We start from the raw sequence: 24,450 nt of genomic DNA, 5'->3' as shown, positions 1-24,450 counted from the left end.
TTACTGAATACGAATACGAGGATCGACGATACTCATGACAATATCTGAAATTAGATTCCCGATAATTGTGACAATACCTAGTATTAATACTATGGCTGTAATCACTGAGTAGTCACGTCCATTGATTGCATCAATAAACAATTTACCAATACCTGGATAAGCAAAGGTTTGTTCAATAACAACTGACCCACTAATTAAAGCAGTAATTTCATAACTTAATTGGGCTGCTATTGGTAAAGAGGCATTTCTAAAAATATGATGTGTAAAGACTTTATTAGTCGGTACACCTTTTGCTCTTGCTGTACGAACGAAATCTAATTGTTTGGCATCAATCACTTCATTACGTAAGTATTGAATCGTTACAGCTGTTGCAAGTAAGGCTTGTGTGATGGCTGGTAAAATCATATGATATAAGCGACTCATCACATATTGTAATGACCCCGGTTCTAATCCTGTTGCCACTGATCCCGTTGTTGGGAACCATTCTAAACGGTAACCAAAGACAAATAGCATCAGTAACGCGAAGATAAAGATTGGAACAGCAAAGCTGACAAAGTTATAAACGACAACTGCTTTATCAAACCAAGAGTTTTGATAACGACCTGAGACTAATCCTAAAGGTAAGGCAATTGCATATGTAATAATAACTGTTAATAATGACAAGTAAATGGTATTCCCAACACGAGAACCAATAATATCACTTACAGGTAGTTTATATAAGAAACTTTGTCCAAAATCACCTTTAAATGCATTGGTTATCCAATCAAAATACTGAATATACCAAGGATTATTTAATCCTGCTGCTTCACGCATTCGATCGATTGTCGCAGGGTCCATATTAGGATTAATTAATCCAGTAAACGGATCTCCCGGCATAGCTTTTGCTAATAAAAAGATAAACAGACTCAACACAAAAATTTGTGGAATCATTAGTAGTACACGTCTTAATATTGTTTTCCACATATCATTGTCCTCCCCCTTCAGTTGTCTTAATTGCTGCCTGATGAGTTGGACTAATAGTTTTCAAGTCATATACACGACCATTTTCATCGTAATACTGGCTGTATAAGTCTTGGAAATCTTTTTCAACTTTACGACGCTCTTCTTTATGCTGTTCACGATTTCCAACATCAATTTTAGGAATGGCAGACAGTAAGCGTTTTGTGTAAATATGTTGTGGGTTATTATAAATGTCTTCTCTTGTTCCTATTTCAACAAAACGACCATGATTCATAATCGCAATGTTATCACACATATGTTTTACCACACCTAAATCATGAGAAATAAATAAATAACTTAAATTATACTCTTCTTGAATACGTTTCATGAAGTTTAATACTTGCGCTTGAACTGATAAGTCAAGAGCAGATACTGGCTCATCAGCAATGATTAATTTAGGATTTGTCGCAACAGCTCGCGCCACTCCTAAACGTTGTCTTTGCCCACCAGAAAACTCATGTGGATACTTATACAATGCATCTGTTGGCATCCCAACAATATCTAACAAACTTTGAACACGTTTCTTTTCTTCTTGAACTGATAAGTTTTCAAAATTTCGAATAGGTTCAGCAATAATATCCAATACACGTTTTTTAGGATTTAAACTTGACATAGAATCTTGGAAAATCATTTGGACATCTTTATTATAGCCAATTGATTTTCTAGCTCTTTTCGAGATAACATTTGTATTTTCAAATAAAATTTCTCCAGCTGTGGCTTTTTCTAGCCCTACAATTGTTTTACCAATTGTTGATTTTCCAGAACCGGATTCTCCAACTAAACCGTACGTTTTTCCAGCCTCAATTTGAAAATCAACGCCATCAACAGCATAAACATAATCAACTACTTTGTTTAAAAAGCCTCCACGAATTGGGTAATGTACTTTTAAATCTTTTATTTCTATCAATCCCATTATGCGTCACCTTCTTCTCTAAAGTGGAAATGTTTGTAACATGTACATCGAACAAAGTGTCCTGGTTCGATTTCATGCAATGTTGGTTGCTCTTCATGAGCGTCTTCAGGTATCCAAGGAATACGAGCTGCAAACCGACAACCAGTTCTTGGCATATTTTTCAATGAAGGAACCACTCCCTCGATAACATGTAATTCAGAATCGTGCGCATCTTCTTGTGGAATTGAATTCAGTAACGAGCGTGTATAAGGATGTTGTGGATTAGAGAATAAAACATCAACAGGTGCTTCTTCTACAATTTGACCACCATACATAACAGCAACTCTATCTGCTGTCTCAGCTACTACACCTAAATCGTGAGTAATTAAAATAATACCGGCTTCTGTTTCCTCTTGTAAATCGCCTAATAAGTCTAAAATTTGAGCTTGAATTGTTACATCAAGTGCTGTTGTTGGCTCATCAGCGATAATAATTGGTGGTTTACAAGAAATAGCAATCGCGATAATAACACGTTGCCTCATCCCACCAGACAATTCATGTGGGTATTGCTTTGCCACACGTTCAGGATTAACAATCCCTACTTGGTTTAGCAACTCAATAGCGCGAGCAGTTCGTTGTTTTTCATCTAAATCTGTATGATAGAACAACGCTTCAGCAATTTGGTCTCCGATACGCATCAATGGATTCAACGCTGATAACGGATCTTGGAAAATCATCCCTATATCATTTCCTCTAATCTTGTTATAAAGCGTTTCAGATAGACCTACAAGATTTAAATCGTTGTAGATGATATCTCCTGTAATTCTAGTATTTTTTGGATCTTGTAATCCCATTATGGTCATTGCTAATGTACTTTTACCACAACCAGATTCTCCAACAATTGCTAAAATTTCATTTTTGTCTAATGTAATTGACACGTCATCTACTGCATCATAAAAATTGTCTTTGATTCGAAATCCAGTATGTAAATTTCTCACGTCTAATAATTTGTTGTCAACAAACAATAGAATTCTCCTTTCTTATCTTATTCCCGTACTGATTTTATTGATTCATAAAACTCTTCATTTTTAATAATATCTATATGCTTAACAGATAAAAACTATCAAGATATCTTATAATTATATTAGAAAAGAATCTATTAAGCAATAGTTTTAATAGTAACTAAATTACTTTGAGATTAAAAATAAATGGCATACATCTCATTATAAACTATAACTTCTATAAATTAAAGACATTTTATAAATCTTAGCAAACATTAATTCAATAAAACACTTTTAATATTAGATTTTCTTAATATTATTGCAAAATTTCGTTTATTTTTTTACAAAAAACACAGCTTTATTTAAAAATGTATAATAATAGAGGGGTTATTAATAGTTAATCAATTGTTTCATAAAAGTTCCCCATAATTGTTACGTTCTCAGAAATACTCACAAACGCTTTTGGATCAGCATGCTGCATTGCATGCTGCAACATCGGAATCTGATCACGGGTTAATACCGTTAGTAATACTTTTTGTTCGTTATGAGAAAACGCCCCTTCAGCATCATTTAAAATTGTAATACCTCGACGTATTCTAGACTGTAACTCATCTACTACCTTTTGTGGTTTTGTCGTGATAATCATCACTTGCATTTTCTTTTGTTTAGTATAAACCATATCAACTACTTTACCATTAACAAAAATTGAAAAAGCACTATAAAAAGAGTAAGGCCAACCAAATAAATAACCTGATGTCAAAATAATACACGCATTAAAAATAATATTTAATGAGCCTACATTTCGACCAGTTAATTTTCGAATCGTCATGCTAACGATATCCAATCCCCCTGAAGACAATCCACTACGTAATGCTAAACCAACACCAAGTCCACAAACTCCCCCGCCAAAAATGGCACAGATAATTGGGTCTGTAGATAGAACAGTAGTTGGAATAATTTGGACGAAAAAGGCTGTCATAAAGACGGATACCATAGTAAAGACTGTAAATTTTCGGCTTAGCATCTTCCACGCTAAAATAAATAATGGAATATTTAAGCAGTACAATACAACTCCCATAGGTAACTCAACGCCAGATGCTTTTTCAGCTAACGTGACGATAATTTGTCCTAGCCCTGTGATACCACTGGCATAAATATGTCCTGGTCTCCAAAATAAATTCAGTGCAATAGCTTGTAAAATGCCATTAACAACGGCCATTGAAACCTTTTCCATGTAACCGTTATCCGTCATATACTCTTTACATGTTTTTAGTTTTTCCACTGGTTGCATCTCCTCGATTTTCTTGACTACTTAACAGAAAACGATCAATCTTCTAACTCAACACTTAGCGATAATTCTTCTAATTGCTCTTTTGAAGCTATACTTGGAGCCGAAGTCATCAAATCAGCAGCTTTACTATTTTTAGGGAAAGCAATCACTTCACGGATATTATCTTTTTTCGCAAGCAACATGACTAAACGATCTAACCCTAAGGCAATTCCTCCATGTGGTGGGAATCCATAATCTAATGCATCTAAAAGAAAACCAAATTGAGATTCAGCTGATTCTTTTGTAAATCCTAATGCTTTAAACATCTTCTCCTGTAAATCTCGTTGGTAAATTCTTAAAGAGCCCCCACCAAGCTCATATCCATTTAATACCACATCATAGGCTTTGGCGTAAACTTTTTCAGGTGATGTTTCTAATAATTCAATGTCACTTTCCTTTGGCATTGTAAATGGATGATGTGCTGCGACAAAACGGTCTTCTTCTTCAGAGTATTCAAATAACGGCCAATCCACTACCCATAAGAAATTAAACTGATCTGAATCAATCAAATCTAATTCTTTCCCTAGACGATTTCTTAACGCTCCGAGTGATGCTGCGACAACTGAATCAGTATCTGCACAGAACAATAATAAATCTCCTACTTCAGCATTTGTTGTCTCAATTATTTTGTCACTTGCATCAACTAAAAACTTCGCGATTGGTCCTTTAAGACCATCTTCTTCTACTTTGACCCAAGCTAATCCTTTTGCACCAAATTGCGCTAACCACTCACCTAGCTTATCTAAATCTTTACGTGAATACTTATCTGCAGCTTGTTTAGCATTTAATACTTTGACAGCTCCACCTGAACTTAAAGCCTGTTGAAATACTTTAAACTCCACATCTTTTACTGCTTCTTTCATATCAATTAGTTCCATATCAAAACGTGTATCTGGTTTATCACTACCAAATCGAGCCATGGCATCATCATACGTCATGCGTGGAAATGGTATTGAAATATCAATTTCCATTACTTCTTTCATCACTTTCGATAACATGTTTTCAGTATACGCTTGGATGTCTTCTTCTGTTAAGAAACTTGTTTCAATATCCACTTGGGTGAATTCCGGTTGGCGATCCCCTCGTAGATCTTCATCTCTAAAACAACGAACTACCTGATAATAACGATCAATTCCAGCTCCCATTAACAATTGCTTAGTTGTTTGAGGTGATTGAGGTAACGCGTAAAAATGTCCTGGATGAACTCGTGAAGGAACCAGATAATCTCTTGCCCCTTCTGGTGTCGATTTATTTAAATAAGGTGTCTCCACATCTAAAAAGCCATTATCATTTAAAAATTCGCGAATGACACGTGTTACATGATGTCTTAATTTTAGATTATTTAACATTGATGGACGTCTAATATCCATGTAACGATATTTCATACGCACATCATCACTAATCGTTTGATCGTCTTCGATGACAAATGGTGGTGTCTTTGCTTCATTGTATACGATGATGTCTTCAGCGATAATTTCAACTTTACCTGTCTTCATTCGAGGGTTAATAGCTGAACCTGTTCTCTCTACTACCTTACCTCTCACACCAATCACGTATTCACTACGACAAGAGTCTGCAATGTTTAAAGCTTCTTGTGACACTTCAGGGTTGAAAACTACTTGAACAAGTCCTTCTCTATCTCTTAAATCGATAAAGATTAATCCTCCTAAGTCACGACGCTTTTGCACCCACCCTTTTACTACAACCTCTTGACCTAAATCTTTTTCTGATACTAGACCACAATATGTTGTTCTTTCCTGCATGATATCTATCTCCTTTTAATCATTTATTCATAAAAAAAAGCCCTTGTTAAATTATAACAAGGACGAATAATTTCTTACACGTGGTACCACCTATTTTTAAAAAGTTTCAAAAAACTTTTTCTCTAAACGATATAACGCTCGTTAGCGGGATATATTACTACCCATCTCCAGAGTGTCTGTCCTCTTTAAATGAATGATTTCACCAAATTCATTCTCTCTTTTTTGTAAAAAAGGCACGTCTCCTTCATCGATACTCATCCTTAAAATACTAAAAATTGTACAAAAAGTCAAGATATAATAGGATAACTCACTACTCAACTTCTAAAATTTTTGCTATAATATCCCTTATCAATTAATCAATGAGGTAATCCATGTGAAAAACACAAACTCAATAAATCGCACGATAAAAATGTTTATCATTAATATTTTAGTTGTTGCTTTGGTTTTTATCGGCTTTAATTATATGCGAGGGAATAGCCAAATTGCCACTGTGGGAACAATTGCTCTAAATGTCCGTGAAAAACCTGATGCGTATTCTTCTGTTATTACTCAAGTCCATAAAGAAGATAAAGTCACTATTACGGATGAAAAAAATGATTGGTACAAAATACAAACAGCTGATAAAACAGTTGGTTGGGTACCTAATTGGCTATTATTTGATGGTACTAGTGGTCCATATACTAACTTAACTGCTTCTGTTGCTAAACGAAATACAGAACTGAAAAAAGATAACTCAGAAAGCAGCAAGGTAATCAAAACGTTAAAGAAGAATGAACACGTGAACGCGACTCTTGAGCTAAACGGTTGGGTACGTGTTTATAGTGACGGAAAATACGGTTGGGTGCCAAGTGATAGCTTAATCATCCAAAAAAACCGGGACAATAAATACAAAGAAAATCAAGTGCTTCATGTTGCCACTACTTCTGCTTACTTAATGAGCAATAATTCAACATCAAGTAATAAAGGTGATTTTTTAAAATATGGTGCTACTTTAACGTATTTATCTGAGACAGAGGATGGGTGGATGAAAGTTAAAACCAAAGATGGTAAAACTGGATTCTTAAATTCTTGGCAAGTCACTTCTCGTAAGATATCTAGTAAGGAAGAAAAACCTGGTATTCCAATGCCTGAATTTACGGTTATGTTAGACCCAGGACATGGTGGAGATGACCCTGGTGCTCAAACTATTGATGGAAAAACTTTAGAAAAAGAAGTAACGCTAAAAACAGCCTTAGCAGTTCGAAAAGAACTCCAATCTCATGGGTTTAATGTTTTAATGACACGTGATAAAGATAAATTTGTTTCCTTGACTGATATAGGAAAAATAAGTTCCTCTAGTCAAGCAAATGCTTTTATCAGTTTTCATTATGATTCAAGTGCACAAGCTAATACAGCTTCTGGAACAACCACATTCTACCGAAAAGACAGTGGTAAACCACTTGCTCAAGCTATTAACGATAGTATTGCGAACATTCTGCCTCTAGAAAACAGAGGCTTTGGTAATCAAGATTATCAAGTACTGCGTGAAAATTCAAAGCCTGCTGTCTTATTAGAGTTAGGTTACATCAATAATGATTATGATGCTGCTTACATAAAAAATAAAAATTATCATCAAAAAGTAGCAGATTCTGTCTACGATGGACTAATGGTTTATATAGAAGAGAAAAGTAACAAGGGTGCCGAAAATTAAAAAAGTATCAAACAACTAAGTGTTAAAGTTGTTTGATACTTTTTGTTTTTTTATTGAATCGTTACTGTTACAGTACGTCTTCCCCAATTTCTACACTCAGTCACTGTATTAAAATGAACATCAATAATATTGCCTCTTATAGCTCCACCAGTATCTCCAGCTACCGCAAATCCATAACCAGATACTTCAACTAATGAATTTAAAGGAATCACACTTGGATCAACCGCAATCACGCGAGAATTTTTTCTTAAATCAATTCCTGTTGCTGTGTATGGTGTTAATCCACCCTCTGTATAAGAATAAGCTGTCGATTGCATCGTTAAGGTACGTCCATTACTACTTGCTGCTGGTTTCTCTGTTGAGACAGGCGTACTAACAGTTGATCCACTCGATGCTGATTGAATGTTATTTGAAGTGTTGCTACTGCCGTTAGATTCTGTTGAAACAGGGGTCGTTCCCTCTTTTTTCAATTCTTCTGCTTTTTTTGCCATCTCTTTTTCTTTCGCAGCTTGTGCTTCTTTTATCACTCGCTCTTCAGATAATTTTTTTAAAGTTGCTTCATTATTAGCTAATTCTTTCTTCAAATCACTAACTTGAGATTCTAGAGCGGCTTTATCGTTTTCAATTTTAGTTTGTTTTTCAACTAAAATTTGTTGATCCATAACTAATTCTTCTCTTAATCTCTCTAATTTATCTTTATCTGTTTCTAGGGTTTCAATTTTTGATTTTTCCGCTGTTTGTAAAACGGTCATAGCAACCGCACGATTAACAAAATCAGATACACTATTAGCATTTAACAACGTATCAACCATCGTTGTGCTTTGCTCGTTGGTTTGGATTGTTTTCATACGAGAGGCAACCATCTCTTTGCGTTTTTCCATACTGCGTTTTGTTTTTTCGATTTGTTGTTGTGTTGTTAAAATTTTTGATTCAGTATCCAACACATCTGATTTTAAATTTTCTAAATCTCTATAATTTTTATTTACATTATCAAGTGCACTATCGATTTTTTCACTAATCTCAACACTTTGTTTTTTCACGTCTTCTTCTTTCGTTGCTGCAAATAACGAAACTGGCATGCTTGTTAGCATGACAAAGCATAATAGACCAGTTATAGTTTTCCTATAATTCAACAATCGCCAACACCTTTCAATTAATAACGTTCACTTTTTATCTTTCCTAATTATACAAGAATGACTCTTGCTTAATATGACATTCTCTTTACAAATTATTACAAATTAAGGTATTGTATTATATAAATGTAATAGTAAGGAGTGGTTTGATGACAAATATATACTTTGCTAGTCCCTTATTCTCAACAATGGAAAAAAATTACAACGAGTGGCTTGTAAAACAAATCAGAGAATCTTACAAAGAGGTTTCTGTGTATTTACCTCAGGAACAAATGGAGATAAATGATAAAAATAGTTATGCAGACTCAAAAATGATAGCAACTTATGATACAAAAGCTCTATTAGATAGCGATTTAATGATTGCTATTCTTGATGGTCAAAGCATAGATGTTGGTGTAGCAACAGAAATCGGTGTGGCTTATCAAGCTGGCATACCAATAATCGGTTTGTTCACAGACAGTAGACAACAAGGTGCTGATAACCAACAAAAAATAACAGCATTGCAGGATGTAGCGGAGTCTCAATTCCCTTATGTTAACCTTTACACGATTGGGTTAATTAAACTAAATGGCGTCGTGGTTAATTCTGAAGAATTGTTATTAAAAACTGTCGCCACATACATCTAATTTAGCGAGCATCTTTTACCGTATTTAGGTATAGGATGTTCGCTAAAATCATGTTAACCTAATTAAAGAAAGGAAGTGCTTAACTTGTCTGTATTTTCTTATGCTAAAAAATATAAAAAACAATTAATACTTGGTCCTGCTTTTAAATTAATGGAAGCAATCTTCGAATTAACACTCCCACTATTTATGGCTTATTTAATTGATTCAGGGATTCGAGAAAAAAATATATCAATGGTCTACGCTGCTACTTTATACATGTTAGGTTTGTCTATACTTGGGCTTTTATGCGTCCTAGTTTGCCAATATTATGCAGCTGTTGCATCTCAAGGTTTTGGAACGGAACTACGTTTAGCTGTTGTAAAAAAAATCACGCAGTTTTCTCATACTGAAATTGATGAATTTGGATCTGACACGTTTTTAACTAGAACCATTAACGACGTCAATCAATTACAACTAGCGTTAGCCATGCTCATTCGTCTAGTTATTCGTGCACCATTTCTTAGTATCGGCTCTATCGTAATGGCCTTTACCATCAATACATCAATGGGGTTTATTTTTTTATTAACTGTTCCTATTTTTTCATTTATTCTATACATTTTAATGAGTAAAACAGTACCAAAATACCAACAAGTGTTATCATCCATCGATGAATTAAATACCATTACTAGTGAACAACTTACCGGCGTCAAAGTTATTCGTGCCTTTGCCAACGAAAAAAAAATGGAGGATAAGTCAGCTGAAGTCATTGAAAAGTTAGCCAATCGCTACATTGATATGACAAAACTATCTGCTCTTATGTCTCCTCTAACCTTATTTATGACAAATATGATTATTGCTTTAATCTTATGGGTTGGTGATATTAATGTATCTGTCGGACAACTTCAAACAGGAGATATTGTAGCTTTAATCAATTATATGCTACAACTACTAGCTGCCTTAATTGTTGTAGCAAATTTAGTGACCATTTTCGTGCGAGCTTTTTCAGCTAAAAAACGGGTCGAAGAAATACTTAATACAACACCGAAAGTTCAAACACAACCTCTAGATAAAGTATTACCATTTGAATCAGAAAACACGTTATCTTTTCAAGATGTATCCTTTCATTACCCTAGTTCATCTCAAGATGTGTTAAAAAAGATTCAATTCGATTTAAAAAAAGGGACACAACTTGGGATCGTTGGTCCTTCATCTCAAGATGTGTTAAAAAAGATTCAATTCGATTTAAAAAAAGGGACACAACTTGGGATCGTTGGTCCTACTGGAAGTGGTAAGACAACGTTAATTGAATTAATTCAAAAATTTTATCTTCCAACTGATGGGACAATTTTCTTAGATAATATGAATCTACTTGATTTAACCACAGGAGAAGTCAGACATTCTATCAGTTATGTATCACAAAAAAGTGTCCTTTTTTCAGGAACGATTGAGAGTAACTTAAAAATGGGATTCCCAAATGCAACGGAAAAAGATTGTTGGAGAGCACTAGAGTGGGCTGACTGTTTAGAGTTCGTTGATGACTTAAGTATGTCAACTGCTGAAAACGGGACAAATTTTTCAGGAGGACAAAGACAACGTTTAGCAATTGCCAGAGCGTTGATTTCTCAACCGAGTATTCTGATTTTAGATGATGCTCTAAGTGCTTTAGATTATAAAACGGATTTAGCTATTCGACAAACGTTAGCAAGACTTGATTTTATAAAAAATAGCATTATCGTATCGCAACGCATCTCTTCTGTTAAAGAAGCAGACCATTTAATAGTCTTAAATCAAGGTGAAATTGTCGCTCAAGGAACGCATCAAAACCTGATGAAGCAATCAATATTTTACCAACAAATTGTGACATCTCAAGAAAAGGAGGATAACTAAATGTTTAAACAAACACTTTCAACTTTCTCTCCTTATCTAAAACCTTTCAAAAAAGCGATTATTTTAAATGCTTGTTTGAGTTTTCTATACGGCCTGAGTAGTGTGTTGGTCACCATGTATATTGGTAAAGCGATTGATAGTATGACGCTATCATCTAAGACGGGGTTAGTAACACAGATTTTTCTCATTATCGTTTTGACTTGTCTAGCGGCAAGTAGTTTTTATTTCTTACAGCGAATCAGCCAGCATATCGCCTATACTTCTATGAAGGAAGTAAGAAAAAAAGGATACCATAAGCTAAATAAATTACCGATAAATTATTTTGATACACATTCACATGGCGACACGATGAACCGATTTAGTACGGATTTAGATTATATTTCAGAAGCCCTACTAACTTTATTTAATCAACTATTTCCAAGCATAACGATTATCATCGTGGCACTCGGTATCATGCTATCTTTAAACGTTATATTAACTGGTGTGATCCTCTTGATAACAGCAGGTATGTTTTTAGTTAATGTGATGATAGCAAAAAAAGGACAGAGATATTTCAACGCACAACAACAATTACTAGGAAAAGTGTCTGGCTATATCAATGAACAATTTAGCCATTTAAAAACGATTAAGTCATATGAATATGAAGAAACCGTTATTCAACAATTCCAAGACATGAATCTTGAATTGCAACAAACTGGGCAACAAGCACAATTCATTTCTTCTCTGACAAATCCTTTATCTCGTTTTATCGATCACATTGGCTACTTATTAATTGGGTTAGTGAGCGGACTACTTATTGTTAATTTTTCATTACCATTATCTTTAGGAATGTTATCTAGTTTTATTATTTATTCAGGACAGTTTTCAAAACCGTTAATCGAACTATCAAGTATCACAACGCAACTCCAAACAGCTTTTTCGAGTATTAAACGTATCAACGACTTACTAGATGAACCAGAAGAAGATACATACGTCAGAAAACTAACCCAGCCTTTCACACCTATTGGAGATGTAGCCTTTTCGCATGTTTACTTCTCATATGATCCAGCGTCACCATTAATTGAAGATTTCAATTTAACCGTTAAACAAGGACAAACAGTGGCGATTGTAGGGAAAACAGGAGCGGGTAAATCTACCTTAGTTAATCTTTTAATGAATTTTTATCCGTTAGATAAAGGTGTTATTACGGTTGATTCCGTCCCAATCACTGATATACCAAAAGATGAATTACGACGCTCATTTGGAATGGTGTTACAAGAAACTTGGTTATTCCAAGGTACTATTTGGGACAATCTAACGTTTGGTAATCCACAAGCAACAAAACAAAATGTGATAAAAGCCTGTGAAGAAGCGAATATCTATCAGTTTATTCAACAATTACCTTGTGGGTTTAATACGATGATTGGGCAATCAGGTGTGTTGTTATCTGAAGGACAAAAGCAATTATTTACGATTGCGAGAACGATGATCAGTCAGCCTCCTATGCTTATACTAGATGAAGCCACAAGTTCTATCGATACCTTGACAGAACAACATATCCAAACAGCTTTTGATAACATGATGTCAGGAAAAACTAGTTTTATCATCGCTCATCGCCTATCAACAATAAAAAAAGCAGATATTATTCTTGTGATGGATAAAGGAAAAATCATCGAGACAGGAACTCACGACTCCTTATTAAAAAACAAAGATGGTGCTTATTCTAGTCTCTACCACTCACAATTTAGTCATTAAAAAAACTCACTCTAGCTAATTGCTTACTACTTAGCAATTAAACTAGAATGAGTTTTTTTATTTTAGTGTATTAACGTTAGCTTCTACTTTTTTGACTGAATCTAATGCCAGCATTAATCCGATTGTTTCAGCCTCGTTTGATTTTTCAAAAACTGTTACTTCATAAGCATCACCTAAAGCGGTCCATCTATTTCTCACTTTAGACACCTTACGATAACCTGACATCACATCAAAATCCATTGACCACCAATCATCATGTACTTCTAAATCATCACTAATTATTTGAAAAGACATTTTAGAAATTGACTCTGATTGTGCTACCGTAAATATAATACGTTCACCAACGACCACATCTAAGCAAGGTAATGTTGACCCAATGTGTCTTTCCACACGCGCAATTTCTTCTCGTCTATCATCATAAACATTATAACAAGTCAATCCATCGTCTTCAAAACACTCAATGGTATAAATTTTATCCCCGTTTCTAGTGATAATTTCTCTTTTGTTTTCATTAGTATAATCGTCTTTTAACATAAATAGTTGACGCATAAACGTGCACCTCTTTAATAGTTTATTATACCAATCAAACAACTTCCCCAAACACTGTTACTTTTCTTCCAACTACACGAGTGCCAATACATCTTTTAAAGAATCCACTTTATGCGTGTATTTTTTTTCTGATGTTTCTGCCCCATTACTAAACCATATTGAATCAATACCTACTCGACTTGCTCCCTCAATATCTGAGGATAAACTATCACCAATCATAACAACTTGAGATAAATCTTTTAGTTGAGCATCATTAAAAATATAATCAAAAAAACGAACATCTGGTTTTTCAAAGCCAACTTCCTCAGAAATGTATAAGTCATCAAATAAATCAGTCATCCCAGCACTAGCCAAACGTTTTCTTTGTGTTCGACCAACGCCATTGGTTCCTGCAAAAACTGTATATCCATCTGATTTTAGTTGTGTTAATAGATCAATGGCTCCACCCATTACATCATTTCTTTTTTCAAGAAAACCACGATATTGTTTATCAACCAATACGCCGTCAACAACAATGTTATTTGCTAAAAAGAATCGTTTAAAACGCTCCTTTAAAACAACATCCTTACTGATTTTACCATCTTCTAATTGGTCCCACAAGTCATGATTGATTTCTTTATATTGATTAAATGTTTTTTCATTAAAAACTACACCATAAGTAGCGAATACTTTTTGGAGTGCATAATATTCTGATCGACTAAAATCAAGTAATGTATTATCAATATCAAATATAATATACTGATATTTTTTCATGTATACCCTCCTTTTTTCTTACTATTATAATTTATAACATAAAAAAAAGCAGCGTGTCCATATACACTCTGCTTTTTGTATGATTTTTTTATGAAGCAAATTTAACTAATTGCTTTTGTATGACTTTTACATTTGCTAACCAATAAGTCCCTACAACATGAATCACTAATAAAATAAGTGAACTCACAATACGACTTGGAATATTGGCAACAATTCCTGGTCCATACATTAAGTATAACCAAAATGTGTTCATCCCCAAATTCACTACAATTGTCACAATCACATTAACTGTAATAATTCGTTTTAGTGTCATGTCTTTTTTATAATAGAATAACCCATATAAAAAGGCTGACAAAAAAGCTGACAACGTAAATCCTGGGAAAAATCCTGCTGTCACTGGAAATAACGTAATTCCAATAAAATCAGCTAAAGCATTTCCTATCCCTGCCACAAGTGGCGAGAACATCATACACATCAACACAACCGCTACAAACGTAAAACTAATACGAACAAACGGTGTTTGAATCGAAATAAATCGCGTCAATACGATTTGTAATCCCATTAATACCCCCATCAATGCGATCGACTTTGGCGTAAAATCATTTTTGCTCATTCTAGCATCTCCTTTTTCTTTAGAGTTGCTACATCCATTATGCAGCGAATGCAGAAATATGGCCGCAAGCACTCCACTTGTGCTTTTCGTCCACTAGGCAACATCCCATCCTAGTAGCACTTGACGCTATATTTCCTACTCTGTTAATTGTTTTACACATCGTACTATATCATAATGAAAAAAAATTACAATAAAGACTATCGCAGTCAAATTTCCGCCAAATTCTCTAATTCTTTAAAAAGTAACATCGCTGTGCTTTTATTTGTCGCTAGAGGGATTTCATAGACATCACTTAGACGAATCAACGCAGTCACGTCTGGTTCGTGTGGCTGAGCGGTCAATGGATCACGTAAAAAGATAATCATATCCACCTCTCCTTCCGAAACACGTGCACCTATTTGTTGGTCGCCTCCTAAAGGGCCTGATTTAAATCGATAAACAGATAAATCTGTTGCTTCTTGAATCTGAAGTCCTGTTGTCCCTGTCGCAAATAATTCGTGTTTACTCAACAGCTTTTCAAATTTTTTGCTTAATGCTACCATTTCATCTTTCTTTTTATCGTGAGCTATCAGTGCGATTTTCATCTTTTTCTCTCCTTTTCGTCATATTGCCCAAAAGTCTAGGCATGTTTACATTGTAAGCGTATTACTTATTTCATTATACTGTATTTAATAAAACAAATGAAAGAAGGAAATACACTATGGTAGAAATTGCTTTAAAACACATTTATAAAAAATATGATGGAAACCCTAATTATTCAGTAACTGATTTTAATTTACATATTGAAGATCGTGAATTTATTGTATTTGTCGGACCTTCTGGTTGTGGTAAATCCACTACTTTACGTATGGTTGCTGGTCTTGAAGATATTTCAGAAGGTGAACTTTGGATTGGCGACAAATTAGTTAATGATGTGGCACCAAAAGATCGTGATATCGCGATGGTTTTCCAAAATTATGCCTTATACCCTCATATGACGGTATTTGATAATATGGCATTTGGTTTGAAACTTCGTAAATATGATAAAGCTGAAATCAAAAAACGTGTGGAAAACGCTGGTGAAATTCTTGGTTTAACAGATTACTTACAACGAAAACCAGCTGCTTTATCAGGCGGACAACGGCAACGTGTGGCATTAGGTCGTGCGATTGTGCGTGATGCGAAAGTATTCTTGATGGATGAGCCATTATCAAACTTAGATGCAAAACTTCGTGTGGCAATGCGTGCAGAAATCGCAAAACTTCATCGTCGTTTAGAAACAACCACTATTTATGTTACCCATGACCAAACTGAAGCGATGACCATGGCGGATCGCATTGTTATCATGAAAGATGGTTTCATCCAACAAATTGGGACACCAAAAGAAGTGTATGATACTCCTAATAATGTCTTTGTTGCTGGTTTTATTGGTTCACCTGCTATGAATTTATTTAACGTTGAATTAACAGATAATGGTCATATCACTGATGGTCATGATTTAAACGTTAAGTTGCCGGAAGGAAAATTCAAAGTATTACGGGAACAAGGCTATGTTAATAAACCATTAATCTTTGGTATCCGTCCAGAAGACATTCATAGTGAATTATTAGCAAAAGAAGCTTCTCCAAATAGTATCATTAACTCTGAAGTTGTGGTATCAGAATTACTTGGTGCAGAAACTATGCTTTATACCAAAACAGGTGAAACAGAGTTCATATCAAAAGTCGATGCAAGATCGACTTATCGTCCAGGAGAAGTGATTGAATTAGCTTTCAACTTAAACAAGGCTCACTTCTTTGATCCTCAAACAGAACAAGTTATTAGATAAGAAATAACAAAGACCAAATTTTCATTTGATAGAAAATTTGGTCTTTTATTTATTTATTTTTTGCTGCTAAATAAACTGGAAATGAAAATCTTGTCCCTATTTTTTGAGCAATCATATACGCAATAGAAAAATCAATCAAACTATGGACAAAACCACCCAATCCTACTAACACAATGACTGACTGGAAGAATCCCATTGTATAACTTGCCTCACCTAATCCATCTGTCATAAAAAATACTGTCACAATCAGTGTTTCAAATAAAGCATGTACTAGTCCTAAAACAATATTAAATACCATCATTTTTTTAGGTGAATGTATGATAGTAGGTCTTTTTTGTAAATACAATGCACCAAAAAAAGCAAAAATCACATGAGATAAGGCTCTCATCCCAATAATAAAAGGTGTCGTCATAAAGAAACCAAACGCTGTCCCTAATGCCACAAGCACTGCAACTAATGGAGAAACGAACATTGCTAGCATGACTGGTACATGGCTGGCTAAAGTATAAGACGCAGGTCCTATCACGATTTTTACTGGCATAACCATTGGAATAACAATCCCCAACGCAATTAAAAAAGCTGCATAAGTCATATTTAATACTGAATTATTTTTCATTTTTTATTTTCACTCCGTTTATCATTTGTTTATATGATAAACAATGTACAAAGTTTTGTCAATGAACGATCTATTCGTTATATCTATTTTTATTCGTGATTAACACGTTTGATAATTTTCCAAATTCTGCAATGCTTAATGTCTCACCACGACGTTTTGGGTCTATGTCACTCTCTTCCAATGATTTTTCTAACCACTGTTTTGTTTGGTCATCTTTTCCAAAATGACTCGTTAAATTGTTCCATAATGTTTTACGACGTTGTGTGAACGAAGCACGTGTTAATTCAAAAAAGAATGTTTCATCTATAACATCAACAATCGGCGTTTCTCTTTTTTCTAACTTAATAATCGCTGAATCCACATTGGGCTGTGGCACAAAAGCTGTTTTTGGCACAATAAATGCGAGTTTTGCTTCCATATAAAATTGGACAGCAATTGATAACGAACCATAAGCCTTCGTTGAAGGTTTTGCAGTCATTCTATCTGCTACTTCTTTTTGCATCATAACAACCATTGTCGTGATATCTAGTGGTGACATCAATAAATGCATCATGATGGGTGTCGTAATATAGTAAGGCAAGTTGGCAACGACTTTGATTGGTTGCTCTTCATCAAATACTTTTTTTGCTTCGGCCACGACATCAGCTTTTAAAATATCTTCATTAACGACTGTAATATTATCATAAGGTGACAACGTATCTTCTAATACCGGAATTAAACGTTGGTCGATTTCAAATGCTAGCACTTTTCCAGCATGTCGTGCTAAATGTTCCGTTAAAGCACCAATACCTGGACCGATTTCAATCACACCATCTTCTTTTGACAAGTCTCCTGCTTCGGCAATTTTTCTTAAGATATTAGGTTCTGTTAAAAAATTTTGTCCTAAACTCTTTTTAAATGAGAACCCATGTTTTTTTAGTATTTCTTTCGTTCGACTAGGTGTTGCTATGTCTTTGTATTCATTCATTCGTTTCACCTTCTATTATCTCTTTCATTGCCTCTAAGAATGTTTCTTTTGTTATTTGAAACATACTTAATCGTTTTTTTAATTGTTTTCCATTTGTATAGCCGATATTAAGTAACTCACCTAGTTTTTCTCGTCTAACTCTCGAGCCATTTCCGGCTATTAACCCAAATTGAATTAAATCTTCCACCGTGATGTCAGATTCAAAATGATTGGTTGTGGGTGTTGAAACATCTTTTAGCGCTTGAATAATTGCTTCATTACTTGCATGTTCTACGCCCAAACTACCATGTTTCTTTTTTGGTGCTCCTTTTTCTCTAGATATAAAAGCATGTTTAGCATCAGGGATGACAGCCATAATCTGCTTACGGATTTTTTCACCAGGAAAATCTGGATCAGTAAACACAATCACTCCACGCACACGTTGCGCGTGTTTAATTTTATCCAACGTTTCGTTATTTAACGCCGAACCATTCGTTTCTATCGTGTCAACGTCTAACACTTGCTGTAATCGTTTTGTATCGTCTTTTCCTTCTACAACCACGATTTCTGATATTTTTTCTTTAGTCATTTTCTTCTAACCTAAACAATCTATGTGCATTTTTTGTTGTTTCTTTTGCCACTGTTTGATAAGGTAAATTTCTTAATTCAGAAATTTTATCAACGACATAATGTGTGTACCCAGGTTCATTACGTTTCCCACGATATGGCACAGGTGCTAAATACGGTGCATCAGTTTCCACTAATAATTTATCCATTGGGACAATTTTTGCTGCTTCTTGAACTTCTAATGTTTTCTTAAATGTGACAACACCACTAAACGAAATATGCATCCCTAAATCTAAAAAACGTTTCGCCCACTCGCTATCGCCACCAAAACTATGCATGATGCCTCCAATATCTTGAATGCCTTCTGATTTTAAAATCTTATAAGTATCTTCCATCGCATCTCTTGTATGGATGCTAATTGGTAGATTCATCTCTTTAGCAATCGCAATTTGGCGACGAAAGACTTTTTCTTGTACATCAGGTTCGTCATTCATCCAATAATAATCCAACCCAATTTCTCCCAACGTCACAACATGTGGATTCGTTAATTTTTCTTGTAAATCTTTTTCAATCTCTTTTGTGTACCTTCCTGCTTCAGTCGGATGCCACCCAATAATACTATGAATAAAAGGGTATAGTTCACTTAACTCTAACGAGCGTTCAATCGTTGGTGTATCAAATCCTACTACTGCCATTTCAGTTACGCCAAGCTGTTTTGCTCGCTCAATGACTTCTTTATAATCGTCATTAAATTGTTCTGCATTTAAATGTGTGTGTGTATCAAAAATCATAGTTTTCACTCCTATCACGATGATTTTAACATAAAAAGAGATTGAAAAAGACCACTTTTCCAATCTCTTTAACATTTTCTATCCAACGATACTGCCGTTTTCTGCTCCTTTTGGTGCTTCAACAACATATAATTTTCCATCTGAATTTTCAGCTGATAAAATCATTCCTTGACTGATATGTCCACGGATTTTTCTTGGTTTCAAGTTAGCGACAATCACTACTTTTTTACCAATTAAATCCATTGGTTCAGGATAAAATTCTGCAATTCCTGATAAAATTTGGCGATTTCCTTTGTCACCAGCATCTAATCTAAATTGCAATAATTTATCTGCCCCTTTAACTTTTTGACAGTCTAAAATTTCAGCAACTTTTAACTCAACTTCATCAAACGTTTCAAATTTTACTTCTTTATCTTTAACAGAAACAAGCTCCACATCTTCTGGTTTCCATTCTTCTTCTTCTGTCTGTTGATTCATACTTTGAGCCATCTGTTCTTTAATGTAAGCTACTTCTTCTTCAACATCTAGACGTGGGAAAATAGGCGTTCCTTTGCTGACAACTCTGGTACCAGAAGGGAACTCTCCAAAACGAATATCAATCATAGAGACTGTTTCATCATCCAATCCTAATTGGCTAAAGATTTCTTTTGGTGCTTGCGTCATAATTGGTTGCAATAAGATAGCAGAAATACGTAAACTTTCGGCTAAATGAACCATAACACTATTTAATTCTGTTTGTTTTTCTTCATCTTTTGCTAAGTTCCACGGCTCAGTCTCATCAATGTATTTATTTGCACGAGAAATTAGACGCCATACTTCACTTAACGCAAAAACTCAATGTTCCTCATCAATGTATTTTGCACGAGAAATTAGACGCCATACTTCACTTAACGCAATGTTAAACTCTAATTTTTCCATTGCTTTGTTGTATTTACCGATCACATCTGCAGCAGTTGTTGATAATTCACTATCAAAATCTGTTACTTGAGACGCATAGTTCGGTACCACACCATCACAATATTTATTAATCATCGCAACCGTACGATTTAATAAATTACCTAAGTCATTGGCTAAATCATAATTCACACGAGAAACAAAATCTTCTGGTGTAAACACACCATCTGAACCAAACGGAATTGCACGCATTAAATAGTAACGTAGTGCATCTAATCCGTAACGTCGTACTAACATCTCAGGGTAAACCACATTCCCTTTTGATTTAGACATTTTGCCATCTTGCATCACTAACCAACCATGAGCAAAAATTTGTTTTGGTAATGGCAAATCAAGTGCCATTAACATAATTGGCCAATAAATGGTATGGAAACGGACGATTTCTTTACCAACCATATGAACATCAGCTGGCCAGTATTTTTGGAAGTTGCTGTCGTCGTCTGTACCATAACCTAAGGCTGTAATATAGTTTGACAACGCATCTATCCATACATAGACCACATGTTTTGGATCGCTTTCAACAGGAATTCCCCATTTGAAAGATGTGCGACTAACAGCTAAGTCTTCTAAACCTGGTTTAATAAAGTTATTAATCATTTCATTTTTACGAGAAACTGGTTCGATAAAATCTGGGTGTTCTTCGTAATATTCTAATAAACGGTCTGCATACTTACTCATTTTAAAGAAGTAGCTTTGTTCTTTAACAAGTTCTACTTCATGGCCACTCGGAGCTAATCCACCAATAACTTTTCCATCTTCATTTCTAAAGACTTCAGCTAATTGATTTTCAGTGAAATATTCTTCATCTGATACTGAGTACCAACCTTCATATTCGCCTAAATAAATATCTCCTTGGTCTAATAAACGCTGGAAAATCTTTTGAACAGATTGTTTATGATCTAAATCTGTTGTACGGATAAATTTGGTATAATCTATATCCAATAATTTCCACAACTTTTTAACGTCCATTGCCATGTCATCCACATATTCTTGTGGTTTTACACCTAATTCTTCGGCTTTTTGTTCAATTTTTTGACCATGTTCATCTAAACCAGTCAAATAAAAGACATCAAACCCTTTCATTCGTTTATAACGAGCCATTGCATCACAGGCTATTGTAGTGTATGAGCTTCCTATATGTAATTTTCCACTTGGGTAATAAATCGGAGTGGTGATATAAAAAGTTTTCTTATCTTCCACTGTTCATCCTCCTTTAAGTCACTTAGAGCAAACCTCTGCGACACATAATCACCGTTCATTATAGCATAATTCACAAAAAAAAATTAGTATTAGTGAAAATTTCAATCTATCTAGTTTGCTTATTCCCTATTCGTTCGTTAGTTTACAACAATCTTGATAAATTGGTATAAGTGACAAATAGGTTTCTAATATGTAAGCAAATAATTCTTCTGTCGTTTTAGTGTCAAACGTTTCTTTATGAATGACACGCCCAATTTGAAATTCACCTTTTTTAACTTCTTTCCAACGTGTTAAATCTTTTACTAATTGTTCTGATTCTAAAGCATGATAATTATTTTTCGTGTGATCAGTATTCACCACAAAACCTTTTGGAAGTTGCTCAAACCACTGTATATTATCTAAACACTCTTGAGCCATAAGTGCTTCATTTTGTGGGTTATCAATAAAGGACAACCAAATCACCGCATATTCTGGCGTAATCCCTAATTGAAAATGCGGGTATTTTTTGTAGCCACGATTATCTCCACCCATTGCACTCCACGTAAAATCTGGTGCATTTGTTGTACGTCGTCTATGTTGGGCTATATGGATAGGCAATTTTTCACCCAGCAAAGGCTCTAACTCAACAACAACTTTCTCATCAATTGATTGAAAAACAGGTTGAATTTTTTCACGAACACCAATCATTCGATTGTCTAACCCTTCTATATTAAACACATCAAAACATGATTCATCAAACATTAACATATGCTTACTCCTAACAATTATTCTCCACTTAAAAAGTGGTCTTAATAGATTACTTTAAATCTATCAGACCACTTTTGTTCTGTCTATTTATTTGTTGTTGGATATTTAATTTTAGTTAAAATATCAAATAAGTCTTTTGTCGAACTGTTTTCAATATCTTTTACGACTTCTTTTAATTTTTCAGCCAATATTGAACCAATATATCCTTTTGTTAAACGATCAAATTTATCGACTGAGCCTTTCCAAGTGAATGGTCGACAAGGCTGCTTACCTCATGAGTAGTAACAGTACCATCCATTTGTGTAATGGTAATACGTGCACAAACAAAGAGGGTTTTAAAGACAACATCAAAAATAGATTGAATGATCCTCTTCGATAATGATGTCCTTTGATCGGAGGATGAAATATTTAACTTAATGATTATGGTAGCAAGTATACGTCAGTAATCAAACAAGTAACATAGAAAAAAACTGTGAAAGAATTACGAGCATTTAATTGGTACAATGTAGATAGAAAAGCTTAGCAAGTCGATAACGGTCACTATTATATATTATTTCGTTCTTCTTCGAGAAATATCAAACTAAGCGAAGCCATTCATTTGACATTTGGTACTGACATTTTCGTTCAATGGCAATGATGGGGATTACTGATGAAAAAATTAATAAGTCTCTGAAATTAATTAAGTAAAACTATTAAATACTGATAAATAAAGACTTTCAAAAAAAGCAAGAGACCATTTTCACCCTCTTTTTGAAAGTTTTTTTAATTTATTTTCATTTTCTGAGCAACAGAAGTGACAACTTGTAACTTTTTGTGATATGATTTTTTTAAGTAAAAAATGAAAGGAGGATATTGTATGCCAAAGGATACATTCCTGAATCTACCTGTCCCCAAAAAAGAAAAAATAGATATGATTTTGCTTGATACATTTTATAACCAATCTGTCAGCCAAGTAAAGGTGTCACATATCGTCGAGCAGATGGAAATGTCTAGAGGAGCATTTTATAAATACTTTGTTGATTTGAAAGATGCTTACGATTACATTGTTAAACAGCAATCTATTCTAATTCATCAAGATATTATTGATTACATTAATCAGCATAAAAGTAATTTTTTCCACGGAATTGAACAATACCTTGTTTTTTGTTCCCATCTAAAAACGGATAGTGCTTATTGGAAAGGACTATTACTTCTAACTCGAGCTGATTATCAACGAACAATGAAGCGTTTAAATCTAGATGACTCTTCACACATGCTAATGGAATGGATCAAGTTATTGGAAAACAACGAATTCACAATCCATGAAACTCAAGAAGCTGTCAGTTTCCTTTACTTTATTATGGAAATTGTCATGAATTCCTTAACTGATTTCATTATCAATAATTGGACACCAGAGGAGTTAATATTGGATTATCACTATAAAATAAAATGGATTACTAAAGGAATTAAATAGGGGGAGTATTTTCATGCAAAAATTAGCAAGAGCAAGTTTAAGTTATATGATTATTGGATTAATTAGTGGCGTTTATTTCCGTGAAATGACAAAATTCAATGATTTTGAAGGTTGGACACAGTTAAGTGTTATCCATACACATACACTTATTTTAGGAATGTTTTTCTTCTTAATCGTTCTACTACTGGAAAAAAGTTTCAATTTAACTAAGCACAAGAATTTCAAAAAGTTTTATGTCATTTATAACATTGGGTTAGGTATAACGTTGTTGATGATGTTAACACATGGAACAATGACTATCTTAGGTATTGAAAGTTCCGCAGCAATTAGTGGAATCGCTGGTTTGGGACATATTATTTTAACAGTTGGATTGGGTTTCTTTTTTCAAGTGTTATTGCAATCAGTAAAAAATAGTTAATT

General features: G+C 34.3%; 22 protein-coding genes, 1 pseudogene and 1 riboswitch. Of the genes and pseudogenes, 7 read left to right on the top strand and 16 right to left on the bottom strand.

Annotation, left to right across the window (positions count from 1 at the left end; translation table 11 throughout):
- The 5 genes from opp4B to aspS form a co-directional block, all read right to left on the bottom strand.
- Positions 1 to 963 carry an oligopeptide ABC transporter permease gene (gene opp4B, locus BHY08_RS01270; RefSeq protein ID WP_071456144.1) on the bottom strand — a complete coding sequence of 321 codons (963 nt, stop codon included), beginning with the start codon at positions 961 to 963 and terminating at the stop codon, positions 1 to 3.
- Position 964: 1 nt separating this feature from the next.
- On the bottom strand, positions 965 to 1,915 hold the full coding sequence (locus BHY08_RS01265) for an ATP-binding cassette domain-containing protein (protein WP_118250858.1): 951 nt from the start codon (positions 1,913 to 1,915) through the stop codon (positions 965 to 967).
- Positions 1,912 to 2,916, bottom strand: coding sequence for an ABC transporter ATP-binding protein (locus BHY08_RS01260; RefSeq protein ID WP_071456142.1), 1,005 nt, complete (start codon positions 2,914 to 2,916; stop codon positions 1,912 to 1,914). Before BHY08_RS01260 ends, BHY08_RS01265 begins: the two co-directional genes overlap by 4 nt.
- A gap of 373 nt (positions 2,917 to 3,289) precedes the next feature.
- Entirely contained in the window at positions 3,290 to 4,144 is an 855-nt protein-coding gene (locus BHY08_RS01255) for a YitT family protein (RefSeq protein WP_118250880.1), read from the bottom strand.
- Positions 4,145 to 4,218: 74 nt separating this feature from the next.
- A complete protein-coding gene (gene aspS, locus BHY08_RS01250) occupies positions 4,219 to 5,985 on the bottom strand; it encodes an aspartate--tRNA ligase (protein WP_071456140.1) in 1,767 nt (588 codons plus the stop codon).
- A gap of 373 nt (positions 5,986 to 6,358) precedes the next feature.
- Between aspS and BHY08_RS01245 the strand changes: the two genes are divergently transcribed.
- Positions 6,359 to 7,675, top strand: coding sequence for an N-acetylmuramoyl-L-alanine amidase family protein (locus BHY08_RS01245; RefSeq protein ID WP_071456139.1), 1,317 nt, complete (start codon positions 6,359 to 6,361; stop codon positions 7,673 to 7,675).
- A gap of 50 nt (positions 7,676 to 7,725) precedes the next feature.
- Here the strand turns inward: BHY08_RS01245 and BHY08_RS01240 are convergent, their stop codons facing one another.
- Complete coding sequence (locus BHY08_RS01240; protein ID WP_157093615.1) at positions 7,726 to 8,808, bottom strand: 3D domain-containing protein; 1,083 nt, start codon at positions 8,806 to 8,808, stop codon at positions 7,726 to 7,728.
- Positions 8,809 to 8,957: 149 nt separating this feature from the next.
- Between BHY08_RS01240 and BHY08_RS01235 the strand changes: the two genes are divergently transcribed.
- The 3 genes from BHY08_RS01235 to BHY08_RS01225 all read left to right on the top strand — a co-directional run bounded on the left by BHY08_RS01235 (position 8,958) and on the right by BHY08_RS01225 (position 13,034).
- Positions 8,958 to 9,434, top strand: a complete 477-nt coding sequence (locus BHY08_RS01235; protein WP_071456137.1) for a nucleoside 2-deoxyribosyltransferase — start codon at positions 8,958 to 8,960, stop codon at positions 9,432 to 9,434.
- Between the two features lie 84 nt (positions 9,435 to 9,518).
- Positions 9,519 to 11,300 carry an ABC transporter ATP-binding protein gene (locus tag BHY08_RS01230; RefSeq protein ID WP_071456136.1) on the top strand — a complete coding sequence of 594 codons (1,782 nt, stop codon included), beginning with the start codon at positions 9,519 to 9,521 and terminating at the stop codon, positions 11,298 to 11,300.
- The gene (locus tag BHY08_RS01225; RefSeq protein WP_071456135.1) at positions 11,301 to 13,034 is read left to right on the top strand and encodes an ABC transporter ATP-binding protein; all 1,734 of its coding nucleotides are present in this window, start codon (positions 11,301 to 11,303) and stop codon (positions 13,032 to 13,034) included.
- Positions 13,035 to 13,091: 57 nt separating this feature from the next.
- Here BHY08_RS01225 and BHY08_RS01220 read toward each other — a convergent pair whose 3' ends face one another.
- The 4 genes from BHY08_RS01220 to mgsA all read right to left on the bottom strand — a co-directional run bounded on the left by BHY08_RS01220 (position 13,092) and on the right by mgsA (position 15,533).
- Complete coding sequence (locus BHY08_RS01220) at positions 13,092 to 13,583, bottom strand: LURP-one-related family protein (protein WP_071456134.1); 492 nt, start codon at positions 13,581 to 13,583, stop codon at positions 13,092 to 13,094.
- Positions 13,584 to 13,655: 72 nt separating this feature from the next.
- Positions 13,656 to 14,336, bottom strand: a complete 681-nt coding sequence (locus BHY08_RS01215; protein ID WP_071456133.1) for a YjjG family noncanonical pyrimidine nucleotidase — start codon at positions 14,334 to 14,336, stop codon at positions 13,656 to 13,658.
- Positions 14,337 to 14,424: 88 nt separating this feature from the next.
- Positions 14,425 to 14,949 (bottom strand): folate family ECF transporter S component, encoded by a 525-nt coding sequence (locus BHY08_RS01210; protein WP_071456132.1) that lies wholly within the window; start codon positions 14,947 to 14,949, stop codon positions 14,425 to 14,427.
- Between the two features lie 40 nt (positions 14,950 to 14,989).
- A riboswitch (THF riboswitch) is annotated at positions 14,990 to 15,094 on the bottom strand.
- Positions 15,095 to 15,155: 61 nt separating this feature from the next.
- Positions 15,156 to 15,533 (bottom strand): methylglyoxal synthase, encoded by a 378-nt coding sequence (mgsA, locus tag BHY08_RS01205; RefSeq protein ID WP_071456131.1) that lies wholly within the window; start codon positions 15,531 to 15,533, stop codon positions 15,156 to 15,158.
- Between the two features lie 116 nt (positions 15,534 to 15,649).
- Here mgsA and BHY08_RS01200 point away from each other — a divergent pair, with 116 nt between their 5' ends.
- Positions 15,650 to 16,756: an ABC transporter ATP-binding protein gene (locus tag BHY08_RS01200; protein ID WP_071456130.1), complete on the top strand. Its 1,107-nt coding sequence runs from the start codon at positions 15,650 to 15,652 to the stop codon at positions 16,754 to 16,756.
- 49 nt (positions 16,757 to 16,805) lie between these two features.
- Here BHY08_RS01200 and BHY08_RS01195 read toward each other — a convergent pair whose 3' ends face one another.
- The 6 genes and pseudogenes from BHY08_RS01195 to BHY08_RS01170 form a co-directional block, all read right to left on the bottom strand.
- Positions 16,806 to 17,372, bottom strand: coding sequence for a hypothetical protein (locus BHY08_RS01195; protein ID WP_071456129.1), 567 nt, complete (start codon positions 17,370 to 17,372; stop codon positions 16,806 to 16,808).
- Positions 17,373 to 17,442: 70 nt separating this feature from the next.
- Entirely contained in the window at positions 17,443 to 18,339 is an 897-nt protein-coding gene (gene rsmA / locus BHY08_RS01190; RefSeq protein ID WP_071456128.1) for a 16S rRNA (adenine(1518)-N(6)/adenine(1519)-N(6))-dimethyltransferase RsmA, read from the bottom strand.
- Positions 18,332 to 18,907, bottom strand: a complete 576-nt coding sequence (gene rnmV, locus BHY08_RS01185) for a ribonuclease M5 (protein ID WP_071456127.1) — start codon at positions 18,905 to 18,907, stop codon at positions 18,332 to 18,334. The genes rsmA and rnmV overlap by 8 nt, the downstream gene beginning before the upstream one ends.
- The gene (locus BHY08_RS01180) at positions 18,900 to 19,676 is read right to left on the bottom strand and encodes a TatD family hydrolase (protein WP_071456126.1); all 777 of its coding nucleotides are present in this window, start codon (positions 19,674 to 19,676) and stop codon (positions 18,900 to 18,902) included. The genes rnmV and BHY08_RS01180 overlap by 8 nt, the downstream gene beginning before the upstream one ends.
- A gap of 78 nt (positions 19,677 to 19,754) precedes the next feature.
- Positions 19,755 to 21,830: pseudogene (metG, locus tag BHY08_RS01175) on the bottom strand (methionine--tRNA ligase).
- A 126-nt stretch (positions 21,831 to 21,956) separates the two neighbouring features.
- Positions 21,957 to 22,577: a DUF1054 family protein gene (locus BHY08_RS01170; RefSeq protein WP_338062407.1), complete on the bottom strand. Its 621-nt coding sequence runs from the start codon at positions 22,575 to 22,577 to the stop codon at positions 21,957 to 21,959.
- An 856-nt stretch (positions 22,578 to 23,433) separates the two neighbouring features.
- On the opposite strand from BHY08_RS01170, the gene BHY08_RS01165 reads away from it, so the two are divergent.
- Together BHY08_RS01165 and BHY08_RS01160 are read left to right on the top strand one after the other, a co-directional pair.
- Positions 23,434 to 24,030: a TetR/AcrR family transcriptional regulator gene (locus tag BHY08_RS01165; RefSeq protein WP_071456125.1), complete on the top strand. Its 597-nt coding sequence runs from the start codon at positions 23,434 to 23,436 to the stop codon at positions 24,028 to 24,030.
- A gap of 13 nt (positions 24,031 to 24,043) precedes the next feature.
- Entirely contained in the window at positions 24,044 to 24,448 is a 405-nt protein-coding gene (locus BHY08_RS01160; RefSeq protein ID WP_071456124.1) for a DUF2871 domain-containing protein, read from the top strand.
- Positions 24,449 to 24,450: the final 2 nt, after the last annotated feature.

Origin of the sequence: Vagococcus teuberi, assembly GCF_001870205.1 — a bacterium.
GTDB classification, from domain to species: Bacteria; Bacillota; Bacilli; order Lactobacillales; family Vagococcaceae; genus Vagococcus; species Vagococcus teuberi.
This window is presented reverse-complemented; position numbering and strand designations above follow the sequence as displayed.